An 18702-nucleotide genomic window follows, 5' to 3' on the forward strand; every position below is an offset into this window, starting at 1 on the left:
CAGCGCCTCGTCGACAACCTCGCGGGCGCCCTGTCCGGCGTCACCCGCGACGACATCGCCGAGCGCGCGATCAGCAACTTCCGTCAGGCCGACGGTGACTTCGGCAAGCGGCTCGAGGCCGCGGTCCAGGCCCTTCGCGGCTGACCGGGTACCGCCTGCCGTAGAAGAAGGGGCCGGATCCCAGGGGACCGGCCCCTTCCGCCTGCCGGAAAGCCGCTCGTGCGCCCGAGGGTTCGGGCGAGCGTGTGTCCCGGAGGTCAGGCGACGGTCGTCACCTGATGCCTGGCCGGCGTCCAGCAGCGGATGATGTCGCGGACGGAGACGACGCCGACCGGTCCGCCGTCGTCCATCACGATCAGATGGCGGAAGCCGCCGTGCGTCATGGCCCCCGCCGCCTCGTCCAGGGTCCAGGAGGGCGCGGCGAAGACGACGTCGGTGGTGGTGTGGGTGCCGGCGGTCTCCAGGTCGGGGTCCTGCCCCAGGCCCACCGAGTTCAGGATGTCCCGTTCGGTGAGGATGCCGAGGCTCGCGTCGGAGTCGAGGACGACGGCCGCGCCCACGCGGCGCGCGGCCATCAGCCGGGCCGCCTGGCGGAGTGTGTGTGCGGGTCCGATGGTGAGGACCACGGTGCTCATGGCGTCACGGACGAGCATGAATGGAGCCACCTCCTTGGTGATCGGGTCGTTCGAGAACCGATTCACAAGTTCACAAGTGGGGGGACTCTCAGAGTCGCAGTCCTGCGACAGGGCAGCAAGAGGGCGTGCGCGGACTCGTCGATCCGTCGCCTGCCGCAGAACGCTCCGGCGTGCGCCCTCCGCGGGGCGGACGAGCCGGAGCCGCCGGTGAAGGCCGGAGTCATGGAGACTGCGGCCCTGGTGACCGCAGCCCTGGGGGAACCGCAGCCGTGGTGACCGCAGCTGTGGAGGCCGCTCAGTACCGCTGGTTGAGATAGCCCAGCAGCTCGTGGTGGAGGAGCCCGTTCGAAGCCGCGGCATTGCCGCTGTGCGGTCCGTCCTGCCCGTCGAGGCCGGTGAACGAGCCGCCCGCCTCCTTGACCACGATCGCCGGAGCCGCCATGTCCCACAGGGACAGCTCCGGTTCGGCGCAGATGTCCACGGAGCCCTCCGCGACCATCATGTACGGCCAGAAGTCGCCGTATCCCCGGGTGCGCCAGACCGCCCGCGTCAGATCCATGAACCCGTCGAGCCGGCCCTGGGCCTCCCAGCCCGTCAGCGACGAGTAGGCGAACGAGGCGTCCCGGATGCGCTCCACCTTCGAGACGCGCAGCCGGGTCGCGGAGGTGAGGCTGCGGCCCGTGAACGCGCCCGCGCCCTTCGCCGCCCACCAGCGCCGGCCGAGCGCCGGGGCGGAGACCACGCCCACCACCGGCTGGTAGCCGCCCTCGCCCGCCTCCATCAGCGAGATCAGCGTCGCCCACACCGGCACGCCGCGCACATAGTTCTTGGTGCCGTCGATGGGGTCCACGACCCAGCGGCGCGGACCGGTGCCCTCGATGCCGTACTCCTCGCCGAGGATCGCGTCGCGCGGCCGTGCCCGTTGCAGATGCCCGCGGATCAGCTCCTCCGCCGCCTTGTCGGCCTCGCTCACCGGAGTCATGTCGGGCTTCGTCTCGACCTTGAGGTCCAGAGCCTTGAACCGCTCCATGGTGGTGGCGTCGGCGGCGTCCGCGAGGACGTGGGCGAGGCGCAGATCATCGTGGTAGTCGGGCATGTCGCCACTCTATCGGTGCAGGCCCGCTCCCTCCCGGGCGACCGCCGGGGGCCCGGTGAGGTACCTCCGGAGGGGCTGCCGGGTCTCTTGACAGGGGCACGAGGCGCGTCAACTCTGTGACCGGAGTTGCTCGGCCGGGGAGGCGACCTGCATGCCTGCTGCGCGGGAGTCACTGCTGAACGCCGCTCTCGCGGCCCTCGGCGACCTGCCCTGGTCGGGGGTGCGGATGGTCGACGTCGCAGCCGCCGCGGGCGTCTCGCGCCAGACGCTCTACAACGAGTTCGGCAGCAAGGAGGGCCTGGGCCGCGCCCTCGTGCGCCGCGAGGCCGACGCGTATCTGCGCGGCGTGGAACGGCTGATGGGGCAGAGCGCGGGAGCGGCCGACCGGCTCGTGTCCGTCGCCGAATGGACCGTCGGCGAGGCGCGGACACGACCGCTGCTGCGGGCCCTGCTCACCGGCTGCTGGGGAGACCGGCTGCCCGCACCCGGGCCGGTCCGCGGCGAGACCGTGTCCGCCAGAGTGCCCGCACAGCGCCGCGCCGAGGCGAGACTGCCGGTCCCGGCCGATCTCGTCGCCGCCGTGCGCGAGCGCTCGCTGACCGCGCTGCGCGGCCGGCGGCCGAAGACCGGACACGGATGGCCGGGAACCGGGCGCCCGCACTCGACGGCAGCCGCTGCGGCGCGCCCCGGTGGGACGGAGGAGTGGGCCGAGGAGACGGCCGACCTTCCGCAGCGCTGCGAACTCGCCGTCCGGCTCGCGCTCTCCTACGTCGTCGCGCCCGCCGACGGAAGCATCGCCCAACTCGTGCGGGCGGCGGTGGGCGAGGACGTCACTGCGAGGAGCCCGAGAGCTGGAGACCGATGACGCCGACGATCACCAGCGTGATCGAGACAATCTTCAGGACGGAGACCAGGTCATCGAGGAAGACCATTCCGTAGATGGCGGTGCCGGCGGCGCCGATCCCCGTCCACACGGCGTACGCCGGGCCCACGTCGAGCTTCTTCAACGCCAGGGTCAACAGCCCGAAACTGCCCAGCGCGAACACGGCGAAGGCGACCGTCGGCCACAGCCGAGTGAAGCCGTGCGACAGTTTGAGACAGACGGCGAAGCCCGTTTCGAGAAGTCCCGCAACCACCACCAGCAGCCACGCCATTGGTTCTGGGCCTCCCGCGTAGTGCCGACGAACTGCCTGGTCGGGAACCGGTCCGACTTGGTGCGATTATGCACTTACCAGGAGCCATGGGCGTCAAACGCGGATGCCTCAGTCACCTTCGCGTCGCTCGCGGGTGGCGAGCAGCCGCCGCAGCGAATAGAGCCGCGCGGGATCGGCGTGCCCCTCGGCGACCCACGCGTCCAGCGCGCAGTCCGGCTCGTCGTGACTGCAGGCCCGCGGGCAGCCCTCGGTGCCCGGCACCAAGTCCGGGAACGCGTTGATGACCCGGGACGGGTCGACATGGTGCAGCCCGAAGGAACGCAGACCGGGCGTGTCGATCACCCAGCCGCCCTTCTCGTCCGCGAGCGGCAGGGCGAGGGCCGAGGTGGTGGTGTGCCGGCCGCGCCCCGTCACCGCGTTGACGACGCCGGTGGTGCGCCGCCTCTCCTTCGGCACCAGGGCGTTGACCAGAGTCGTCTTTCCGACGCCGGAGTGTCCGACGAAGGCGGTCGTACGGCCGACCAGATACTCCCGGACCCGGTCCGCGGCCAGACCGTCGACGAACTCCTCGCGGGTGGTGACCACATGGGGGACGCCGAGCGCCCCGTACATGTCCAGCAGCTCGTCCGGCGAGGCGAGGTCCGACTTGGTCAGCACCAGAAGCGGTTCCAGCCCGCCGTCGTACGCGGCGACCAGACAGCGGTCGATCAGCCGCGGGCGCGGCTCCGGATCGGCGAGCGCGGTGACGATGGCGAGCTGGTCGGCGTTGGCGACGACGACCCGCTCGAAGGGATCGTCGTCGTCGGCCGTACGGCGCAGCACGGACTTCCTCGGCGCGATGCGGACGATCCTCGCGAGGGTGTCCTTGTCACCGGAGAGATCGCCGACGATGCCGACCCGGTCACCGACGACGGCCGCCTTGCGGCCCAGCTCGCGGGCCTTCATCGCCATCACGATCCGGTCCCCGACGAGGCACGTCAGCCTGCCGCGGTCCACGGTGAGGACCGTGCCCTCCAGGGCGTCCTCGTGCTTGGGACGGATGTTGGTGCGCGGCCGGTTGCCCTTGCGGTTCGGGCGCGAGCGGATGTCGTCCTCGTCGGTGTTCTTGCCGTAACGCCGCATGACCTCAGGCCCCGAGCATTTCGGCCCACATCTGCGGGAAGTCGGGCAGTGTCTTGGCCGTCGTCGCCACGTTCTCGATCTGCACGTCCTTCACCGCGAGACCGATGATCGAGCCCGCCGTCGCCATCCGGTGGTCGTCGTAGGTGCGGAAGACACCGCCGTGCAGCGTGCGCGGGCGGATGTGGAGGCCGTCCTCCGTCTCGGTGACGTCGCCGCCGAGCTCGTTGATCTCCTTGGTGAGGGCCGCCAGCCGGTCCGTCTCGTGCAGCCGCAGATGCGCCACGCCGCGCAGCGTCGACGGGGAGTCGGCGAGCGCCGCGACCGCCGCGATGCCCGGGGTGAGCTCACCGACCTCGCCGAGGTCGACGTCGATGCCGTGGATGCGTCCGCTGCCGGTGAAGACCAGCGCCGTGCCGTTCGGCGTCGTCGTCAGCTCGCAGGAACCGCCCATCTCGGTGAAGATCTCACGCAGCGTGTCACCGGGCTGGGTGGTCCGCTCGGGCCAGTCGGGGATCGTCACCCGGCCGCCGGTCACCAGCGCCGCCGCCAGGAACGGCTGGGCGTTCGACAGGTCGGGCTCGATGGTCAGGTCGCGGCCGAGCAGCGCGCTGTGCGACACCCGCCAGACGTCGGGCTCGCCGCCGGTCTCCGGCTCGTCGACCTGCGCGCCCACGGCGCGCAGCATGTCGACCGTCATCCGGATGTGGGGCATGGACGGCAGCCGGCCGCCGACGTGCCGCACCTCGACGCCCTGGTTGAAACGCGGGGCGGACAGCAGCAGCGCGGAGACGAACTGCGACGACGAGGAGGCGTCGATCCGCACCGGGCCGCCCTCCAGGGCGCCGCCGCCGTGCACGGTCAGCGGGAGCGCGCCGCGGCCGTCGTCGTCGATCCGGGCACCGAGGGTGCGCAGTGCGTCGATGACGCCGTTCAGCGGCCGCTCGTACGAACGTGGGTCGCCGTCGAAGCGGATCGGGCCGTCGGCGAGGGCGGCGACCGGCGGCAGGAAGCGCATCACGGTGCCCGCGTTGCCCACGTCGACGGTCGCCGGGCCGTGCAGGCCGGACGGGATGACACGCCAGGCCTCGCCCGCGCCGGCGGCCTCGTCGGCCGGGCCGCCCTCGGTGCTGGAGGAGACGGTCTCCTCGATGCCCACGCCCATCGCCTGGAGGGCCGCGGACATCAGCAGGGTGTCGCGCGAGCGCAGCGGGCGGCGCAGCCAGCCGGGCTCGGAGGCGAGTGCCGCCAGGACCAGTGCGCGGTTCGTGACGGATTTCGAACCGGGCACGGTGACCGTCGCTTCGACGGCTCCGGTCGCGAGGGGGGCGGGCCAGAGGGCGGGATGCACGGCGCTTTCGGTCATGGCCAACACTTTAGTGGCTCCGCGGGGGCCCAGATCTTGATCGAAACATGGTGAGACGGCGCCGTCCGCGACGCTGGTACGGGGGCGGGCGCCCCGCTCAGAGCCCCAGCAGCCAGCGACCGCCGCCGATCAGCGAGCAGAGCGACACCGCGTGGAAGAAGAACAGCCAGATCGCCGGCGGCACATGGGTGAGACGGGCGAGCTGGTCGGCGTCCGAGTCGGGCGCACCGCCGTGCCGCCGCTTGGACTGCAGCTCGAACACCGGCCGTACGCCGCCCAGCAGCATGAACCACACGGCCGTGTACGCGAAGACGGCCTGGACGTCGGGTCCCGTCAGCCACGAGACCAGCAGGAACGCCGCGCCGGTGACCGTCACCGTCAGCACCCCGTACGCGTTGCGGACCATGACCAGCAGCGCCAGCAGCAGTGCCGTCGCCAGCCACAGCAGCAGCGTGATGTGGTGCGCGGCCAGCAGCCAGGCGCCGCCCAGGCCGAGCAGCGGCGCGGCGGTGTAGCCCGCGGCGGCGGTGAGGATCATCCCGATGCCGGTCGGTCTGCCCCGGCTGACGGTCAGGCCGCTGGTGTCCGAGTGGAGCCGGATGCCCTGCAGCTGCCGGCCCGTGAGCAGGGCGATGATCCCGTGGCCGCCCTCGTGGGCGATCGTCACGGCGTTGCGCGTCAGCCGCCAGAGGACGTTCGGCATGACGGCGGCCAGTGACACGAGACCGGTGACCGCGACGAGCCACGGCTCGGGAGCGGTCTGGGTCCCGAAGACCCGGTCCCACAGATCGGTGAGCGGTGCGCTCGCCACGCCGGTATGTGTGATGACCATTTCGCTGGCGGCTCCCTCGGACGGCGTACGGAAGTGGCAGTGTGGCACTTATGTGCGGACGGTATGCAGCGAGTCGTGGACCCGAGGATCTCGTGGGGATCTTCGAGGTCGAGAAATGGGAGCCGGAGGAGACCCTGGCACCCGACTGGAACGTGGCGCCCACGAAGGAGGTGCACGCGGTTCTCGAGCGTCCTCTCAAGGACGCCGCCGACAGCTCCCCGGTTCGCCAGCTGCGCACGCTGAAGTGGGGGCTGGTGCCGTCGTGGGCGAAGAGCCCGGAGGGCGCGGCGCGGATGATCAACGCGCGGGCGGAGACGGTGCACGAGAAGCCGGCCTTCCGCCGGTCCTTCCTCACCCGGCGCTGCATCCTGCCCGCCGACGGCTATTACGAGTGGGTGACCGGCGCGGGCGAGCGAGAGCTCGAGGTCGAGGGCAGGAAGAAGCGGCCGCGGAAGCAGCCGTACTTCGTGTCGCCCGCGGACGGGTCCGTGTTCGCGATGGCGGGCCTGTACGAGTTCTGGCGCGACCGCACGCTGCCGGACGACCATCCGCAGGCGTGGTGGGTGACGTGCTCCGTGATCACGACGGAGGCGGAGAGCGGGCCGCTGGGAGTCGCCCCCGCGGAGGGGCCCCAATCGCTGGCGGACATCCACCCCCGGATGCCGCTGATGCTGACGCCGGACCGCTGGGACGCCTGGCTGGACCCGTCCCGGACGGACCCGGACGAGCTGCGCTCGCTGCTCGAGCCGCCGCCGGGTGGGCTGATGCGGGCGTACGCGGTGCCGACGGCGGTGAGCAACGTGCGGAACAACGGGCCGGAGCTGCTGGAGGAACTGGCGGGCCCGGAGGAGGCGACGCTGTTCTGACGGGCGGGGTCCGCTGCGGGGGTGGGTCCGCTGCGCGGGGCCAGTGCCCCTACCCGCCCCTTCCCGAACCGGGCTCTGCCCGGACCCGCGCCTCAAACGCCGGCGAGGCTGACACAGTCAGCCCGGCCTGGGGGCACCTCCCACGGCCGCCAGGCCGTAGGGGGAGATTGAGGCCACCGCGCGAAGCGCGGTACGGGGGTCCGGGGCCTGCCCCGGTTCGGGAAGGGGCGGGGTGGGGAAAACGCCCCCGCGCGGGACAATGCACCCATGGAGCGGAAAGAGATCGTCGCCCTCGACGCCGGCGACGCCCGCGTCACCTGGTTCCGTGCCGAGCGCGCCCGGCTCGTGCTGGCGCTCGGGCACGGGGCCGGCGGGGGCGTCGAGGCGCGGGATCTGCAGGCGGTCGCGCGGGTGCTGCCCGCGCACCGCGTCAGCGTCGCCCTCGTGGAGCAGCCCTGGCGCGTCGCGGGGAAGAAGGTCGCCCCCGCGCCCCGGACCCTGGACGCCGCCTGGCGCGGGCTCTGGCCGGCGCTGACGAAGGAGGGGCTGCCCGTCGTGGCCGGTGGCCGCAGCGCCGGTGCGCGGGTGGCCTGCCGGACCGCGGCCGAGCTCGGTGCGTCCGGGGTGCTCGCGCTGAGCTTCCCGCTGCATCCGCCCGGCCGGCCCGAGAAGTCCCGCGCCGACGAACTCCTCGGCACCGGCGTGCCGACACTCGTCGTGCAGGGCGGCAACGACCCGTTCGGCAAGCCGGCGGAGTTCCCCGCCGGGGAGTACGAGCTGGTGGAAGTGGCGTACGGGGACCACGGGTTCGCGGTGCCGAAGCGCGCCGGGATCAGTGAGAAGGAGACGCTCGTCACCATCACGGACGCGGTGACCCGGTGGATCGCCGCGCTCCGGGAATGAGACGCGGGGCCCTGCTGTTGTGGCGGATGTCAGTACAGAGCTTGGAGTAGGGAGTCCGCCGCATGGGTACGACCTTCTGCCCGACAGCCGACCGCACCGACGGGCTGGACTGGACGGTGCTGTCGCAGGGCAAGAACCGGCCGATTTCTGCGGTGGGCGACGGTAATCGGCAGGGCCCGGCGCAGCATGGTCGACTATTCTCCGATTCCAGCGGGTCCGAATTCGGTCCCGCCACAGCGTTGGAGGAGGTGGGTCCGGTCACTGGGACCGACGCAGGGACCGATGACGGTCAGGCGCAGAAGTCCGAGGAGACGGCTGTCGAGCGCAATGCCCGCTTCGAGCGGGACGCGCTGGGCTACCTGGACCAGATGTACTCGGCAGCGCTGCGCATGACGCGCAATCCCGCCGATGCCGAGGATCTTGTGCAGGAGACGTACGCGAAGGCATACGGATCGTTCCACCAGTTCCGTGAGGGCACCAACCTCAAGGCGTGGATGTACCGGATTCTCACGAACACCTTCATCAACTCCTACCGCAAGAAGCAGCGCGAGCCCCAGCGCAGTGCGGCGGAGGAGATCGAGGACTGGCAGCTCGCGCGCGCCGAGTCGCACATGTCGACCGGGCTGCGCTCCGCGGAGTCCCAGGCCCTCGACCATCTGCCTGACTCGGACGTCAAGCAGGCCCTGCAGGCGATCCCGGAGGAGTTCCGGATCGCGGTCTATCTCGCCGATGTAGAGGGCTTTGCGTACAAGGAGATCGCGGACATCATGGGAACACCCATCGGTACGGTGATGTCCCGCCTGCACCGCGGCCGCCGCCAGCTGCGCGGCATGCTGGAGGACTACGCCCGCGAGCGCGGGCTCGTCCCGGCCGGTGCAGGGGAGTCGAACGACGCGAAAGGCTCGGGCTCATGAGCTGCGGAGAGCCGCACGAGACGGACTGCTCAGAGGTCTTGGACCATCTCTACGAGTTCCTCGACCACGAGATGCCCGACAGTGACTGCACCAAGTTCGAGGTGCACTTCGAGGAGTGCTCCCCGTGCCTGGAGAAGTACGGCCTCGAGCAGGCGGTGAAGAAGCTGGTCAAGCGGTGCTGCGGGCAGGACGACGTGCCCACCGACCTGCGGGCCAAGGTCATGGGCCGTATCGATCTGATCCGTTCGGGCCAGACCGTGCCCGACAAGGACGTGGCGACGGCCCAGGAGTAGGGCCCAGCCACACCGGCACGCGCATCAGGGGTGCGCCGCGACAACGCGGCGCACCCTTCGCGTTGGGCCGGCGTTGGACCGGTGTTCGGCCCGCGGTTCACCCGTACGTGCGAATGAGCGCCGTACTCGCCCCTCCCACCCCCCCGACTCGCTAGCGTGGCGCTGCTTCGGGCGGGTTGCGAAGGGGGTGCGAGAAGTGACGGCCATACCTGCGGCGGCACGCGGCTACATCGCCGCCGCCGTTCTGTGCGCCGCCGCCGCAGCCGCCCCTGTCGCCGCCGTCCCGCCCTTCGTTCCGGTCGCCGCGGACGCCGCCGTGCCCTGGGCGAGCGTCCTGCTGCTCGCGGTCCTGTACGCCGGATGCGAGATTCCCGCACTCCCTCGGCGCGCGGCCCAGGACCGCGGCCCCGACGACCCGGCCCCGGTGGGGGCGGGCACGTTCTTCCCGGTGCTGCTGGCCGCCGCGTTCCTGCTGCCGCCCGCCGCCGCCGCGCTGGTGCCGGTGCCCGGCGCGCTGCTCGGGCGGGTGGACCGGCCGCCGGCCGGCGCCCGGCGGGTCTGGCGCGCGGCCCGGCTGGCCCTCGGGACGTGGGCGGCCGCCCACGCGTATCTGCTGCTCGGCGGTGAACGGACGCCCGGCGCACCGGACTTCCCGTACGCGCTGGTGCCGGCGCTGGGCGGGGCGCTCGCCTTCTGTCTGCTGCTGACCGTCCTCGACGGCGGCATCCGCGCCACCGCGGAGCCGGTGCCCCGCGCGCGGGGCACGCTGCGCACGGTCCGGCGCGGGTTCTCCGCCTCTCCGGCGCCGTACTGCGTGCACGGCCTGGCCGGGCTCATGATGGCGGTGCTGTGGGGGAGCCCGTGCGGGCCGCTGTCCGCGCTGCTGGTGCTGCTGCCGATGTACATCTCCTGCTGGATCTTCGCCCAGTACCACCGCGAGCGGGCCGCCCATCAGGCGACGATCCGCGCGCTGGTGCAGGCCGTCGACATCAAGGACCGGTACACGCGCGGGCACAGCGAGCGCGTCGGCCGGGCCTCCGCGCTGATCGCCCGCGAGCTGGGCATGGCGGAGGAGCGTCTCGAGGTCGTCAGGTTCGCCGGCATCCTGCACGACGTGGGCAAGCTCGGCGTGCCGACGAGGGTGCTGCGCAAGGACGGGCCGCTGACGCCCGAGGAGCGGCGGGTGATCGAGCTGCATCCCGAGTACGGGCACGAGATGGTGCGCGGCATCGGCTTCCTCGGGGATGCGCGGGCCGCGATCCTGCACCACCACGAACGCATGGACGGCAGCGGCTACCCGTACGGGCTGGTCGGCGCCCAGATCCCCGAGTTCGCCCGGGTCGTGGCGGTGGCGGACGCGTTCGACGCGATGACCTCCACCCGCTCCTACCGGCGTGCCCGGCCGGTGCCGGTCGCCCTCGCCGAGCTGGAGCGGTGCGCGGGCGCGCAGTTCGACCCCCTGATGGTGCGCGCCCTGGTGCGTGCGCTGGAACGGCACGGCTGGCAGACATCGGTGACCTCGGACGAGACGGCGGCGCCCCCGGGGCCGCCACGCATGCCCGAGGCGCCGGGGACAGGGACAGGGGCTGCGCATCAGTTACGGACAGGGTGAGCGGCCCGTGTCCGCGGCGTCGCACGGCCTTCTGGCACGCCGGCCCTCCGTGGTCGTCCGTGCCGTCCACGGGGCCGCCGCCGCCGTGACCGCGGCCGCACTCGTGTGGGTGGTGGCCCACGGTGTGGCGCAGCCCGGGAACGCCCTCGCCTTCGGCCTGTTCATCGCCGTCGGGGAGCTCGCCAGGTGGGGGGCCGTGCCGCGGCCGGGGGAGTCCCCCCTGCTCACCGGGGCCGGGGGGAGGGAGCCCGCGCCACTGGGCGCCGCGGGGGCGCTGGCGTACGCCCTGCTCGGCGACAGCGCGGGGGAGCCGACCGGGCACGGGGCCTTCCAGGTCGTGGCCGTCGTCGTCGCCGGGGCGCTGGTGGGAGCCGTGCCGCAGGTCGCCCGGGGCCGGGGACCGGCGCTCGACCATGTGGCGCGGCGGGTGCTGACCGTCGGCTTCGCGGCCGTGTGCTTCCAACCGCTCTACGGGTCGGGCGAGTTGGAGCTACGGCTCGGCCACGGGCCCGGTTACGCCCTCTTCCTGCTGGTGCTGCTGGTGCTGACCGCCCTGTGCGACGCCGTGCTGGCGGCCGTCCTGCTGCGCGCCCACACCGGCCATCCCTTCGGGCCGCTGCTCCGCGACGAACTGCGGGCGCTGCTGGGGATCGGCTCCGCGGTCTGCGCGACCGGCGCGGTCATGGCCCTCGCCGTGGCCGTCGCCGGGTTGTGGGCGCTGCCGGTGTTCTGCGTACCGCTGCTGCTGACCCAGCTGTCGCTCAGGCGGTACGCGGCCGTGCGGGCCACCTACGGGCAGACGATCGCCTCACTCGCGCGCGCCACCGAGGTCGCCGGCTACACCCGGCCCGGCCACGCCCACCGGGTCGCGGCGCTCAGCACGGCCGTCGGGCGAGAGATGGGGCTGTCCGGGCCCGAGCTGACCCTGCTGGAGCACGCGGCGCTGATGCACGACATCGGACAGCTGTCCCTCGTCGATCCCGTGCCCGAGGGCGCCACCTCCTCGCTGCCGGCCGCCGAGCAGCGCCGGATCGCGCTGCTGGGCGGTGCGGTGGTCCGGCAGACCGGGGTGCCGGCGGCCGTCGCGGCCGTCGTGGAGCAGCAGGCCGACCCGTACCGTGAGCAGCCGCTCGCCGCCAGGATCGTCCGTGCCGTGAACGCATACGACGACCTGGCGGGGGGAAGCGGAGCAGGAGCGGGGGGTGCTCTGACCGCGCTGGAACAGCTGCGGCTGGGCACGGGGCGCGACTACCAGCCCGAGGTGGTCGAATCCTTGGCCAGAGTGCTCGGCAGAGTGCTGGCCTGAGGCGGCCTGACCCATGTGACATAGGGGTAACCCATGGGTAATGAGCGAGCCTGCGACCGGGCATGGTTGGATGCGAAAGAAGGCAAGAAGCAGTCACACAGTCATGCGTCCGGGCAGTGACCCGAGCGACCGGCAGGCGGGAATCGTGAGGATCTTCGGGAAGGTACGGCATCGGCCCTCCGCCTCTTGGCGGCAGGCCACGGACCGCGCGTTCACGCTGATCGGCGACGGCCGGTACGAGGACGCGGGCGCGCTGCTGACGCGGGCGGCGGACCTGGAGCCCTGGCTCTCGGAGTCCTGGTTCAATCTGGCGCTGCTGCACAAGTTCCGGCACGACTGGGAGCAGGCCCGCGCGGCGGGGCTGCGGGCGGTCGCGCTGCTGGACAAGGAGACCGGCGCTCCCGACTGGTGGAACGTCGGCATCGCCGCCACCGCCCTCCAGGACTGGCCGCTGGCCCGCCGCGCCTGGCAGGCGTACGGCCTGAAGGTCCCCGGAGCGGCCGCGGCGAACGGCGAGCCGGTCGGCATGGACCTGGGCAGCGCCGCCGTGCGGCTCTCCCCGGAGGGCGAGGCCGAGGTGGTCTGGGGCCGCAGGCTCGACCCGGCCCGGATGGAGGTGCTGTCCATCCCGCTGCCGTCGTCCGGGCGCCGCTGGGGCGAGGTCGTGCTGCACGACGGCGTCCCGAACGGCGAGCGCACCACCAGCGCGGGCCCCTCGTTCCCGGTCTTCGACGAGATCGAGCTCTGGGCCCCGTCCCCCGTGCCGACGTGGGTGGTGCTGCTGGAGGCGGCGACCGAGGCCGACCGGGACGCCCTGGAGCGGCTCGCGGCGGACGCCGGCTTCGCCGCGGAGGACTGGTCGTCCTCGGTGCGGCTGCTGTGCCGGGCCTGTTCCGAGGGGAGCATGCCCAGCGCGGAGGGCGAGGGCGAGCACCTCGACCCGCACGACCACAGCGAGCCGGGTCACCCGGGACCGCTGGGGCACCGCACGGGAGGGGACCTCTGGTCGCCGGAGCGCGAGTGCGGCATAGCGGCCCCCGCCGGTCTGGTGCGGGGTCTGCTGGACGGCTGGGTGGCCGACAGCCCTGACTCCCGTGAGTGGCGGGATCTCGAGGAAGTCTGCTGACGCCTGCCCGTAGGCTGTACGGACGCGTAAGTGACCCGGGCATCGGCCGGGGATCGGGTACTGAGAAGGGCGTACGGCTGACATGGCGTCGCAGCAGGAGACGGACGAGCAGGTCAACGACGGTTTTGTCGTGGACACGGAGAACTGCGAGGAGCGTGAGCGGGCCTACCGCGAGCGTGGCACCGCGCGTCCGATCACGGTCGTGGGGAACCCGGTGCTCCACAAGGAGTGCAAGGACGTCACCGAGTTCGACGACAAGCTCGCCGCGCTGATCGACGACATGTTCGCCAGCCAGAAGGCGGCGGAGGGCGTGGGCCTGGCCGCCAACCAGATCGGTGTGGACCTGAAGGTCTTCGTCTACGACTGCCCGGACGACGAGGGCGTGCGGCACACCGGCGTCGTCTGCAACCCGGTCCTGGAGGAGCTGGCGCCCGAGCAGCGCGTCCTCGACGACTCCAACGAGGGCTGCCTGTCCGTGCCGACGGCGTACGCCTCGCTGGCCCGCCCCGACTACGCGGTGGTGCGCGGCCAGGACGCGCGGGGCAACCCGATCAAGGTGCGCGGCACGGGCTACTTCGCCCGCTGCCTGCAGCACGAGACCGACCATCTGTACGGGTACCTCTACATCGACCGGCTCTCGAAGCGGGAGCGCAAGGACGCGCTGCAGCAGATGGCCGAGGGCACTCCGCGCTACGAGACCGTCCCCAACGACTGACCTCGGTGCTCCGGTTGTCGGGCCCCGCTCGTTCCGGGCGGGGCCCCGTGCTGTCACCCGGCCGCCATTGGGCGGACAAATGACGTCTGCTCAGGGGGTGTTGACGCGCGTTGACCGCCACGACAGGCTCTCCTCTGCACCTGGTTCCCGCAAGTACCGCCCCCACGGCACGGAGGTCCGATGCTGAGACGTACGGTTCGACTCCTGGTATCCATTGTCATGCTCATGGCCGCAAGTACGGCCGGTGTCATGGCGACGGCCGGTCCCGCGCAGGCCGACTCCTGCTACACCTGGTCCCGCACCCTCTCCCAGGGCGCCTCGGGATCGGATGTCTCGCAACTCCAGATCCGCGTCGGCGGCTACCCCGGCTACGGCAACGTCCTCGCCGTCGACGGCCAGTACGGCCCGGCCACCGCCGCGGCGGTCAAGCGCTTCCAGTCCGCCTACGGCCTGGCCGCGGACGGCGTGGCCGGTCCGGCCACCTTCAGCAAGATCTACGCCCTGCAGGACGCCGACTGCACGCCGGCCCACTTCAGCTACGCCGAGCTGAACCAATGCAACTCCACCTGGTCCGGTGGTGCGGTCAGCGCCGCCACGGCCAAGTCCAACGCCCTGCGCGCCATGTGGAAGCTGGAGGCGATGCGGCACGCGCTGGGCGACGCGCCCATCAGGGTCACCAGCGGCTTCCGCTCCTACTCCTGCAACAGCGCGGTGGGCGGGTCCTCCAGCAGCCGCCATCTGTACGGTGACGGCGTCGACCTCGGCGCCGGATCGCACTCCCTGTGCAAGATGGCCCAGCAGGCCCGCCACCACGGCTTCCGGGGCATCCTCGGTCCCGGCTACCCGGGCCACAACGACCACACCCACGTCGACCACCGGTCGAGCCGCTTCTGGTCCGCTTCCAGCTGCGGTATCTGACCCACACCACCGCGGCCCGCGCCTCCCCCCGTGAGAGGCGCGGGCCGCGACGGCGTTCACCGGATCAGAAGTCCTCGTCGAGGTCCACCGATCCCTCCACGGCCACCTGGTAGGCGGACGGGCGGCGTTCGAAGAAGTTCGTCAGCTCCTGGACGCCCTGCAGCTCCATGAAGGAGAACGGGTTCTCGGAGCCGTACACCGGGGCGAAGCCGAGCCGGGTGAGGCGCTGGTCGGCGACGCACTGGAGGTACTCGCGCATCGACTCCGTGTTCATGCCCGGCAGGCCGTCGCCGCACAGGTCGCGGCCGAACTGCAGCTCCGCCTCCACGGCCTCGGCGAGCATGTCGGTGACCTGTTGGCGCAGCTCGTCGTCGAAGAGGTCCGGCTCCTCCTTGCGGACGGTGTCCACGACCTCGAAGGCGAAGTTCATGTGCATCGTCTCGTCACGGAACACCCAATTGGTGCCGGTGGCCAGACCGTGCAGCAGTCCGCGCGAGCGGAACCAGTACACGTAGGCGAACGCCCCGTAGAAGAACAGGCCCTCGATGCAGGCCGCGAAGCAGATCAGGTTCAGCAGGAAGCGACGCCGGTCGGACCTGGACTCCAGCCGGTCGATCTTCTCGACCGAGTCCATCCAGCGGAAGCAGAACTGCGCCTTCTCGCGGATCGACGGGATGTTCTCGACGGCGTCGAACGCGGCGGCCCGGTCGTCCGGGTCGGGCAGATAGGTGTCCAGCAGCGTCAGATAGAACTGGACGTGCACGGCCTCCTCGAACAGCTGGCGCGACAGATACAGCCGCGCCTCCGGGGAGTTGATGTGCTTGTAGAGCGTGAGCACCAGGTTGTTCGCGACGATCGAGTCGCCCGTCGCGAAGAACGCGACCAGCCGGCCGATCAGATGCTGCTCACCGGGCGTGAGCCTGGCCAGGTCGGTGACGTCGGAGTGGAGGTCGACCTCCTCCACGTGCCAGGTGTTCTTGATGGCGTCCCGGTAGCGCTCGTAGAAGTCCGGGTAGCGCATGGGGCGGAGGGTGAGTTCGAAGCCCGGGTCGAGAAGGTTCTTGACGGGTGCGCCGGTGTCGGTGGAGCTCATTACTGGCAGGCCTCGCAGGACTCGGGGTTCTCCAGGGAGCAGGCGACGGCCTCTTCGGGGGTCGCCTGCGCGGGGACGGGGACAGGGACGGCTGCGGACGCGGCGCGGGCGATACGGGTCGCCGGGCGCGAGCGCAGGTAGTAGGTCGTCTTCAGACCCTGCTTCCAGGCGTACGCGTACATCGAGCTGAGCTTGCCGATGGTCGGCGTCTCCAGGAACAGGTTCAGCGACTGGCTCTGGTCCAGGAACGGCGTACGGGCCGCCGCCATGTCGATCAGGCCGCGCTGCGGGATCTCCCAGGCGGTGCGGTACAGGGCCCGTACGTCGGCCGGGACCCAGTCGAAGCCCTGCACCGAGCCGTTCGCCTCGCGCAGGGCCTCCCGGGTCTGCGCGTCCCACCCGCCGAGCTTCTTCAGCTCGGCCACGAGGTAGGAGTTGACCTGGAGGAACTCGCCGCTGAGGGTCTCGCGCTTGAAGAGGTTGGACACCTGCGGCTCGATGCACTCGTACACGCCGGCGATCGAGGCGATGGTGGCGGTCGGCGCGATGGCGAGCAGCAGGGAGTTGCGCATGCCGACGTCGGCGATCCGGGCGCGCAGCGCGTCCCAGCGCTCCGGCCAGTTGAGCGTGGTGCCGTAGTGGTCGGGGTGCAGCACGCCGCGCGCCGTGCGGGTCTCGGACCAGGCCGGCAGGGAGCCGTCGCGTTCGGCGAGGTCGCAGGACGCCTCGTACGCCGCCAGCATGATCCGCTCGGCGATCCGGGTCGACAGGGCCTTCGCCTCGGGGGAGTCGAAGGGCAGCCGCAGTTTGAAGAAGACGTCCTGCAGCCCCATCGCGCCCAGGCCCACCGGACGCCACCGGGCGTTGGACCGGCCGGCCTGCTCGGTCGGGTAGAAGTTGATGTCGACGACCCGGTCGAGGAAGGTCACCGCCGTGCGGACGGTCTCGTCCAGCCGCTCCCAGTCGATGCCGTCGGCGCCGGCTCCCGCGTCGACGAACGCGCCCAGGTTGACCGAGCCCAGGTTGCAGACGGCCGTCTCGCCGTCGTTCGTCACCTCGAGGATCTCGGTGCACAGGTTGGAGGAGTGGACGACCCGGCCGGGCTCCGCCGTCTGGTTGGCGGTGCGGTTGGCGGCGTCCTTGAACGTCATCCAGCCGTTGCCGGTCTGCGCGAGGGTCCGCATCATCCGCCCGTACAGCTCACGGGCCGGGACCGACTTGCGGGCCAGCCCGGCGGCCTCCGCCCGGCGGTACGCGGCGTCGAACTCGTCGCCCCACAGGTCGACCAGCTCGGGCACGTCGACCGGGGAGAACAGCGACCACTCGGTGTCCGCCTCGACGCGCCGCATGAACTCGTCGGGGACCCAGTGCGCGAGGTTCAGGTTGTGCGTACGGCGGGCGTCCTCGCCGGTGTTGTCGCGCAGCTCAAGGAACTCCTCGACGTCCGCGTGCCAGGTCTCCAGGTAGATCGCGGCGGCGCCCTTGCGCCGGCCGCCCTGGTTCACCGCGGCGACGGAGGCGTCGAGGGTCTTCAGGAACGGGACGATCCCGTTGGAGTGCCCGTTGGTGCCCCGGATGAGTGAACCGCGGGCGCGGATGCGGGAGTACGAGAGGCCGATGCCGCCGGCGTGCTTGGAGAGGCGGGCGACCTGGTGGTAGCGGTCGTAGATCGAGTCCAACTCGTCGAGCGGCGAGTCCAGCAGATAGCAGGACGACATCTGCGGGTGACGGGTACCGGAGTTGAAGAGGGTGGGCGAGGACGGCAGATAGTCGAGCCGGCTCATCAGCCGGTACAGCGCGGCCACTTCGTCCACCGCGGGCTCGGTGTCGTCCGCGGCGAGGCCGGAGGCGACGCGCAGCATGAAGTGCTGGGGGGTCTCGATCACCCGGCGGGTGATCGGGTGCCGCAGCAGATAGCGGCTGTAGAGCGTCCGCAGCCCGAAGTAGCCGAACCGGTCGTCCCCCTCGGGGTCGATCAGCGCGTCGAGCCGGTCCGCGTGCAGTGCGGTGAACGAGGCCGTGCGGTCGGCGATCAGGCCCTCGCGGTGGCCGACGGCGACCGAGGCGGAGAAGCACACCGCGCCCTGCCCGGCGGCCTCCGTCGCGATCGTGCGGGTGAGCAGACGCGCGGCCAGCTTGGAGTACGCGGGGTCCTCGGAGATGAGGCCGGCGGCGGCGTCGGTGGCGAGGGAGCGCAGTTCGGCCTCGTCGGACCCGGCGTGCCGGCCGCGCAGCGCGGCGGCGGCGACCCTGCCCGGGTCGGTGTCGGCCAGGTCGGCCGTGAGGTCCGTCAGGAGCCGCAGCAGCACGGTCCCGGGGCCGTCCTGCTGGGTCGCTGAAGCCGGATCGGCTGGCGCGATGGTCATGTGGTGCTCTCCCTCGCTCGGCTCTGGACCGGCGGGAGGCGGGGGCCGTGGCGGCGCGTACCTGGGCAGCACGGCGCACGGCGTCCACCGGCCCAACCGCGAGGCCCGGACGTCTGGCATCCGGATCGGTCGAACCGGATGCGCCGTCGGCAGGTCGTCGGACTCGAAACGGGTACGGCAAAGCGCACCGGATCACACCGTTGCGGGACAGTTCCGGATTCGCACCGGATTCCCCTGCAGTGACAGCGAGATGAGCATACATGTGGGGGCGGGCCGGGAGTGCCACCCCCACATGTTGTGTCTGCGGGCGGAAGTTGAGGTGACGGTCCACCGCGATACGAGAAGGGGCCGCCGGGAGGTCCGGCGGCCCCTTCTCGGTCGTGTGCGG

General features: G+C 71.8%; 19 protein-coding genes and 1 riboswitch. Of the genes, 11 read left to right on the forward strand and 8 right to left on the reverse strand.

What is annotated here, in order from left to right:
- Positions 1-144, forward strand: a 144-nt coding sequence (locus tag ACWD01_RS02725; RefSeq protein WP_451157859.1) for a catalase-related domain-containing protein, incomplete at its 5' end; no start/stop codon positions are given.
- A gap of 113 nt (positions 145-257) precedes the next feature.
- Here the strand turns inward: ACWD01_RS02725 and ACWD01_RS02730 are convergent.
- Positions 258-653: a CBS domain-containing protein gene (locus ACWD01_RS02730; protein WP_451157378.1), complete on the reverse strand. Its 396-nt coding sequence runs from the start codon at positions 651-653 to the stop codon at positions 258-260.
- A gap of 277 nt (positions 654-930) precedes the next feature.
- Positions 931-1731, reverse strand: a complete 801-nt coding sequence (gene hisN / locus ACWD01_RS02735) for a histidinol-phosphatase (protein WP_451157380.1) — start codon at positions 1729-1731, stop codon at positions 931-933.
- 151 nt (positions 1732-1882) lie between these two features.
- Here hisN and ACWD01_RS02740 point away from each other — a divergent pair, with 151 nt between their 5' ends.
- Entirely contained in the window at positions 1883-2596 is a 714-nt protein-coding gene (locus ACWD01_RS02740; protein ID WP_451157382.1) for a TetR/AcrR family transcriptional regulator, read from the forward strand.
- Here the strand turns inward: ACWD01_RS02740 and ACWD01_RS02745 are convergent.
- The 4 genes from ACWD01_RS02745 to ACWD01_RS02760 all read right to left on the reverse strand — a co-directional run bounded on the left by ACWD01_RS02745 (position 2562) and on the right by ACWD01_RS02760 (position 6202).
- On the reverse strand, positions 2562-2885 hold the full coding sequence (locus ACWD01_RS02745) for a DMT family transporter (RefSeq protein WP_451157384.1): 324 nt from the start codon (positions 2883-2885) through the stop codon (positions 2562-2564). The two genes, ACWD01_RS02740 and ACWD01_RS02745, sit on opposite strands and share 35 nt — an antisense overlap.
- A 108-nt stretch (positions 2886-2993) precedes the next feature.
- Complete coding sequence (gene rsgA / locus ACWD01_RS02750) at positions 2994-4007, reverse strand: ribosome small subunit-dependent GTPase A (RefSeq protein WP_451157386.1); 1014 nt, start codon at positions 4005-4007, stop codon at positions 2994-2996.
- 4 nt (positions 4008-4011) lie between these two features.
- Positions 4012-5370 carry a 3-phosphoshikimate 1-carboxyvinyltransferase gene (gene aroA, locus ACWD01_RS02755; protein WP_451157388.1) on the reverse strand — a complete coding sequence of 453 codons (1359 nt, stop codon included), beginning with the start codon at positions 5368-5370 and terminating at the stop codon, positions 4012-4014.
- Between the two features lie 97 nt (positions 5371-5467).
- The gene (locus ACWD01_RS02760; RefSeq protein WP_451157390.1) at positions 5468-6202 is read right to left on the reverse strand and encodes a M50 family metallopeptidase; all 735 of its coding nucleotides are present in this window, start codon (positions 6200-6202) and stop codon (positions 5468-5470) included.
- 50 nt (positions 6203-6252) lie between these two features.
- Between ACWD01_RS02760 and ACWD01_RS02765 the strand changes: the two genes are divergently transcribed.
- The 9 genes from ACWD01_RS02765 to ACWD01_RS02805 all read left to right on the forward strand — a co-directional run bounded on the left by ACWD01_RS02765 (position 6253) and on the right by ACWD01_RS02805 (position 14855).
- The gene (locus ACWD01_RS02765; protein WP_451157392.1) at positions 6253-7068 is read left to right on the forward strand and encodes an SOS response-associated peptidase; all 816 of its coding nucleotides are present in this window, start codon (positions 6253-6255) and stop codon (positions 7066-7068) included.
- Positions 7069-7335: 267 nt separating this feature from the next.
- Positions 7336-7971 (forward strand): alpha/beta hydrolase family protein, encoded by a 636-nt coding sequence (locus ACWD01_RS02770; protein ID WP_451157394.1) that lies wholly within the window; start codon positions 7336-7338, stop codon positions 7969-7971.
- Between the two features lie 248 nt (positions 7972-8219).
- A complete protein-coding gene (locus ACWD01_RS02775) occupies positions 8220-8885 on the forward strand; it encodes a sigma-70 family RNA polymerase sigma factor (RefSeq protein WP_356892564.1) in 666 nt (221 codons plus the stop codon).
- Entirely contained in the window at positions 8882-9178 is a 297-nt protein-coding gene (gene rsrA / locus ACWD01_RS02780; RefSeq protein WP_451157396.1) for a mycothiol system anti-sigma-R factor, read from the forward strand. The genes ACWD01_RS02775 and rsrA overlap by 4 nt, the downstream gene beginning before the upstream one ends.
- A 196-nt stretch (positions 9179-9374) precedes the next feature.
- Entirely contained in the window at positions 9375-10790 is a 1416-nt protein-coding gene (locus ACWD01_RS02785) for an HD-GYP domain-containing protein (RefSeq protein ID WP_451157398.1), read from the forward strand.
- A gap of 7 nt (positions 10791-10797) precedes the next feature.
- Positions 10798-12096: a metal-dependent phosphohydrolase gene (locus ACWD01_RS02790; RefSeq protein ID WP_451157400.1), complete on the forward strand. Its 1299-nt coding sequence runs from the start codon at positions 10798-10800 to the stop codon at positions 12094-12096.
- Between the two features lie 145 nt (positions 12097-12241).
- Positions 12242-13222 carry a tetratricopeptide repeat protein gene (locus tag ACWD01_RS02795; protein ID WP_356892259.1) on the forward strand — a complete coding sequence of 327 codons (981 nt, stop codon included), beginning with the start codon at positions 12242-12244 and terminating at the stop codon, positions 13220-13222.
- An 82-nt stretch (positions 13223-13304) separates the two neighbouring features.
- Positions 13305-13937, forward strand: coding sequence for a peptide deformylase (def, locus tag ACWD01_RS02800; protein WP_451157402.1), 633 nt, complete (start codon positions 13305-13307; stop codon positions 13935-13937).
- A 180-nt stretch (positions 13938-14117) separates the two neighbouring features.
- Entirely contained in the window at positions 14118-14855 is a 738-nt protein-coding gene (locus tag ACWD01_RS02805) for a D-Ala-D-Ala carboxypeptidase family metallohydrolase (protein ID WP_451157404.1), read from the forward strand.
- Between the two features lie 64 nt (positions 14856-14919).
- On the opposite strand, the gene ACWD01_RS02810 is transcribed toward ACWD01_RS02805, so the two are convergent.
- Both ACWD01_RS02810 and ACWD01_RS02815 read right to left on the reverse strand, forming a co-directional pair.
- Positions 14920-15948 carry a ribonucleotide-diphosphate reductase subunit beta gene (locus ACWD01_RS02810; protein ID WP_451157406.1) on the reverse strand — a complete coding sequence of 343 codons (1029 nt, stop codon included), beginning with the start codon at positions 15946-15948 and terminating at the stop codon, positions 14920-14922.
- Entirely contained in the window at positions 15948-18314 is a 2367-nt protein-coding gene (locus ACWD01_RS02815; protein WP_451157408.1) for a ribonucleoside-diphosphate reductase subunit alpha, read from the reverse strand. The genes ACWD01_RS02810 and ACWD01_RS02815 overlap by 1 nt, the downstream gene beginning before the upstream one ends.
- Before the next feature lie 131 nt (positions 18315-18445).
- A riboswitch (cobalamin riboswitch) is annotated at positions 18446-18607 on the reverse strand.
- Between the last annotated feature and the right edge of the window lie 95 nt (positions 18608-18702).

It is taken from the genome of Streptomyces sp. NPDC002835, from assembly GCF_053591995.1.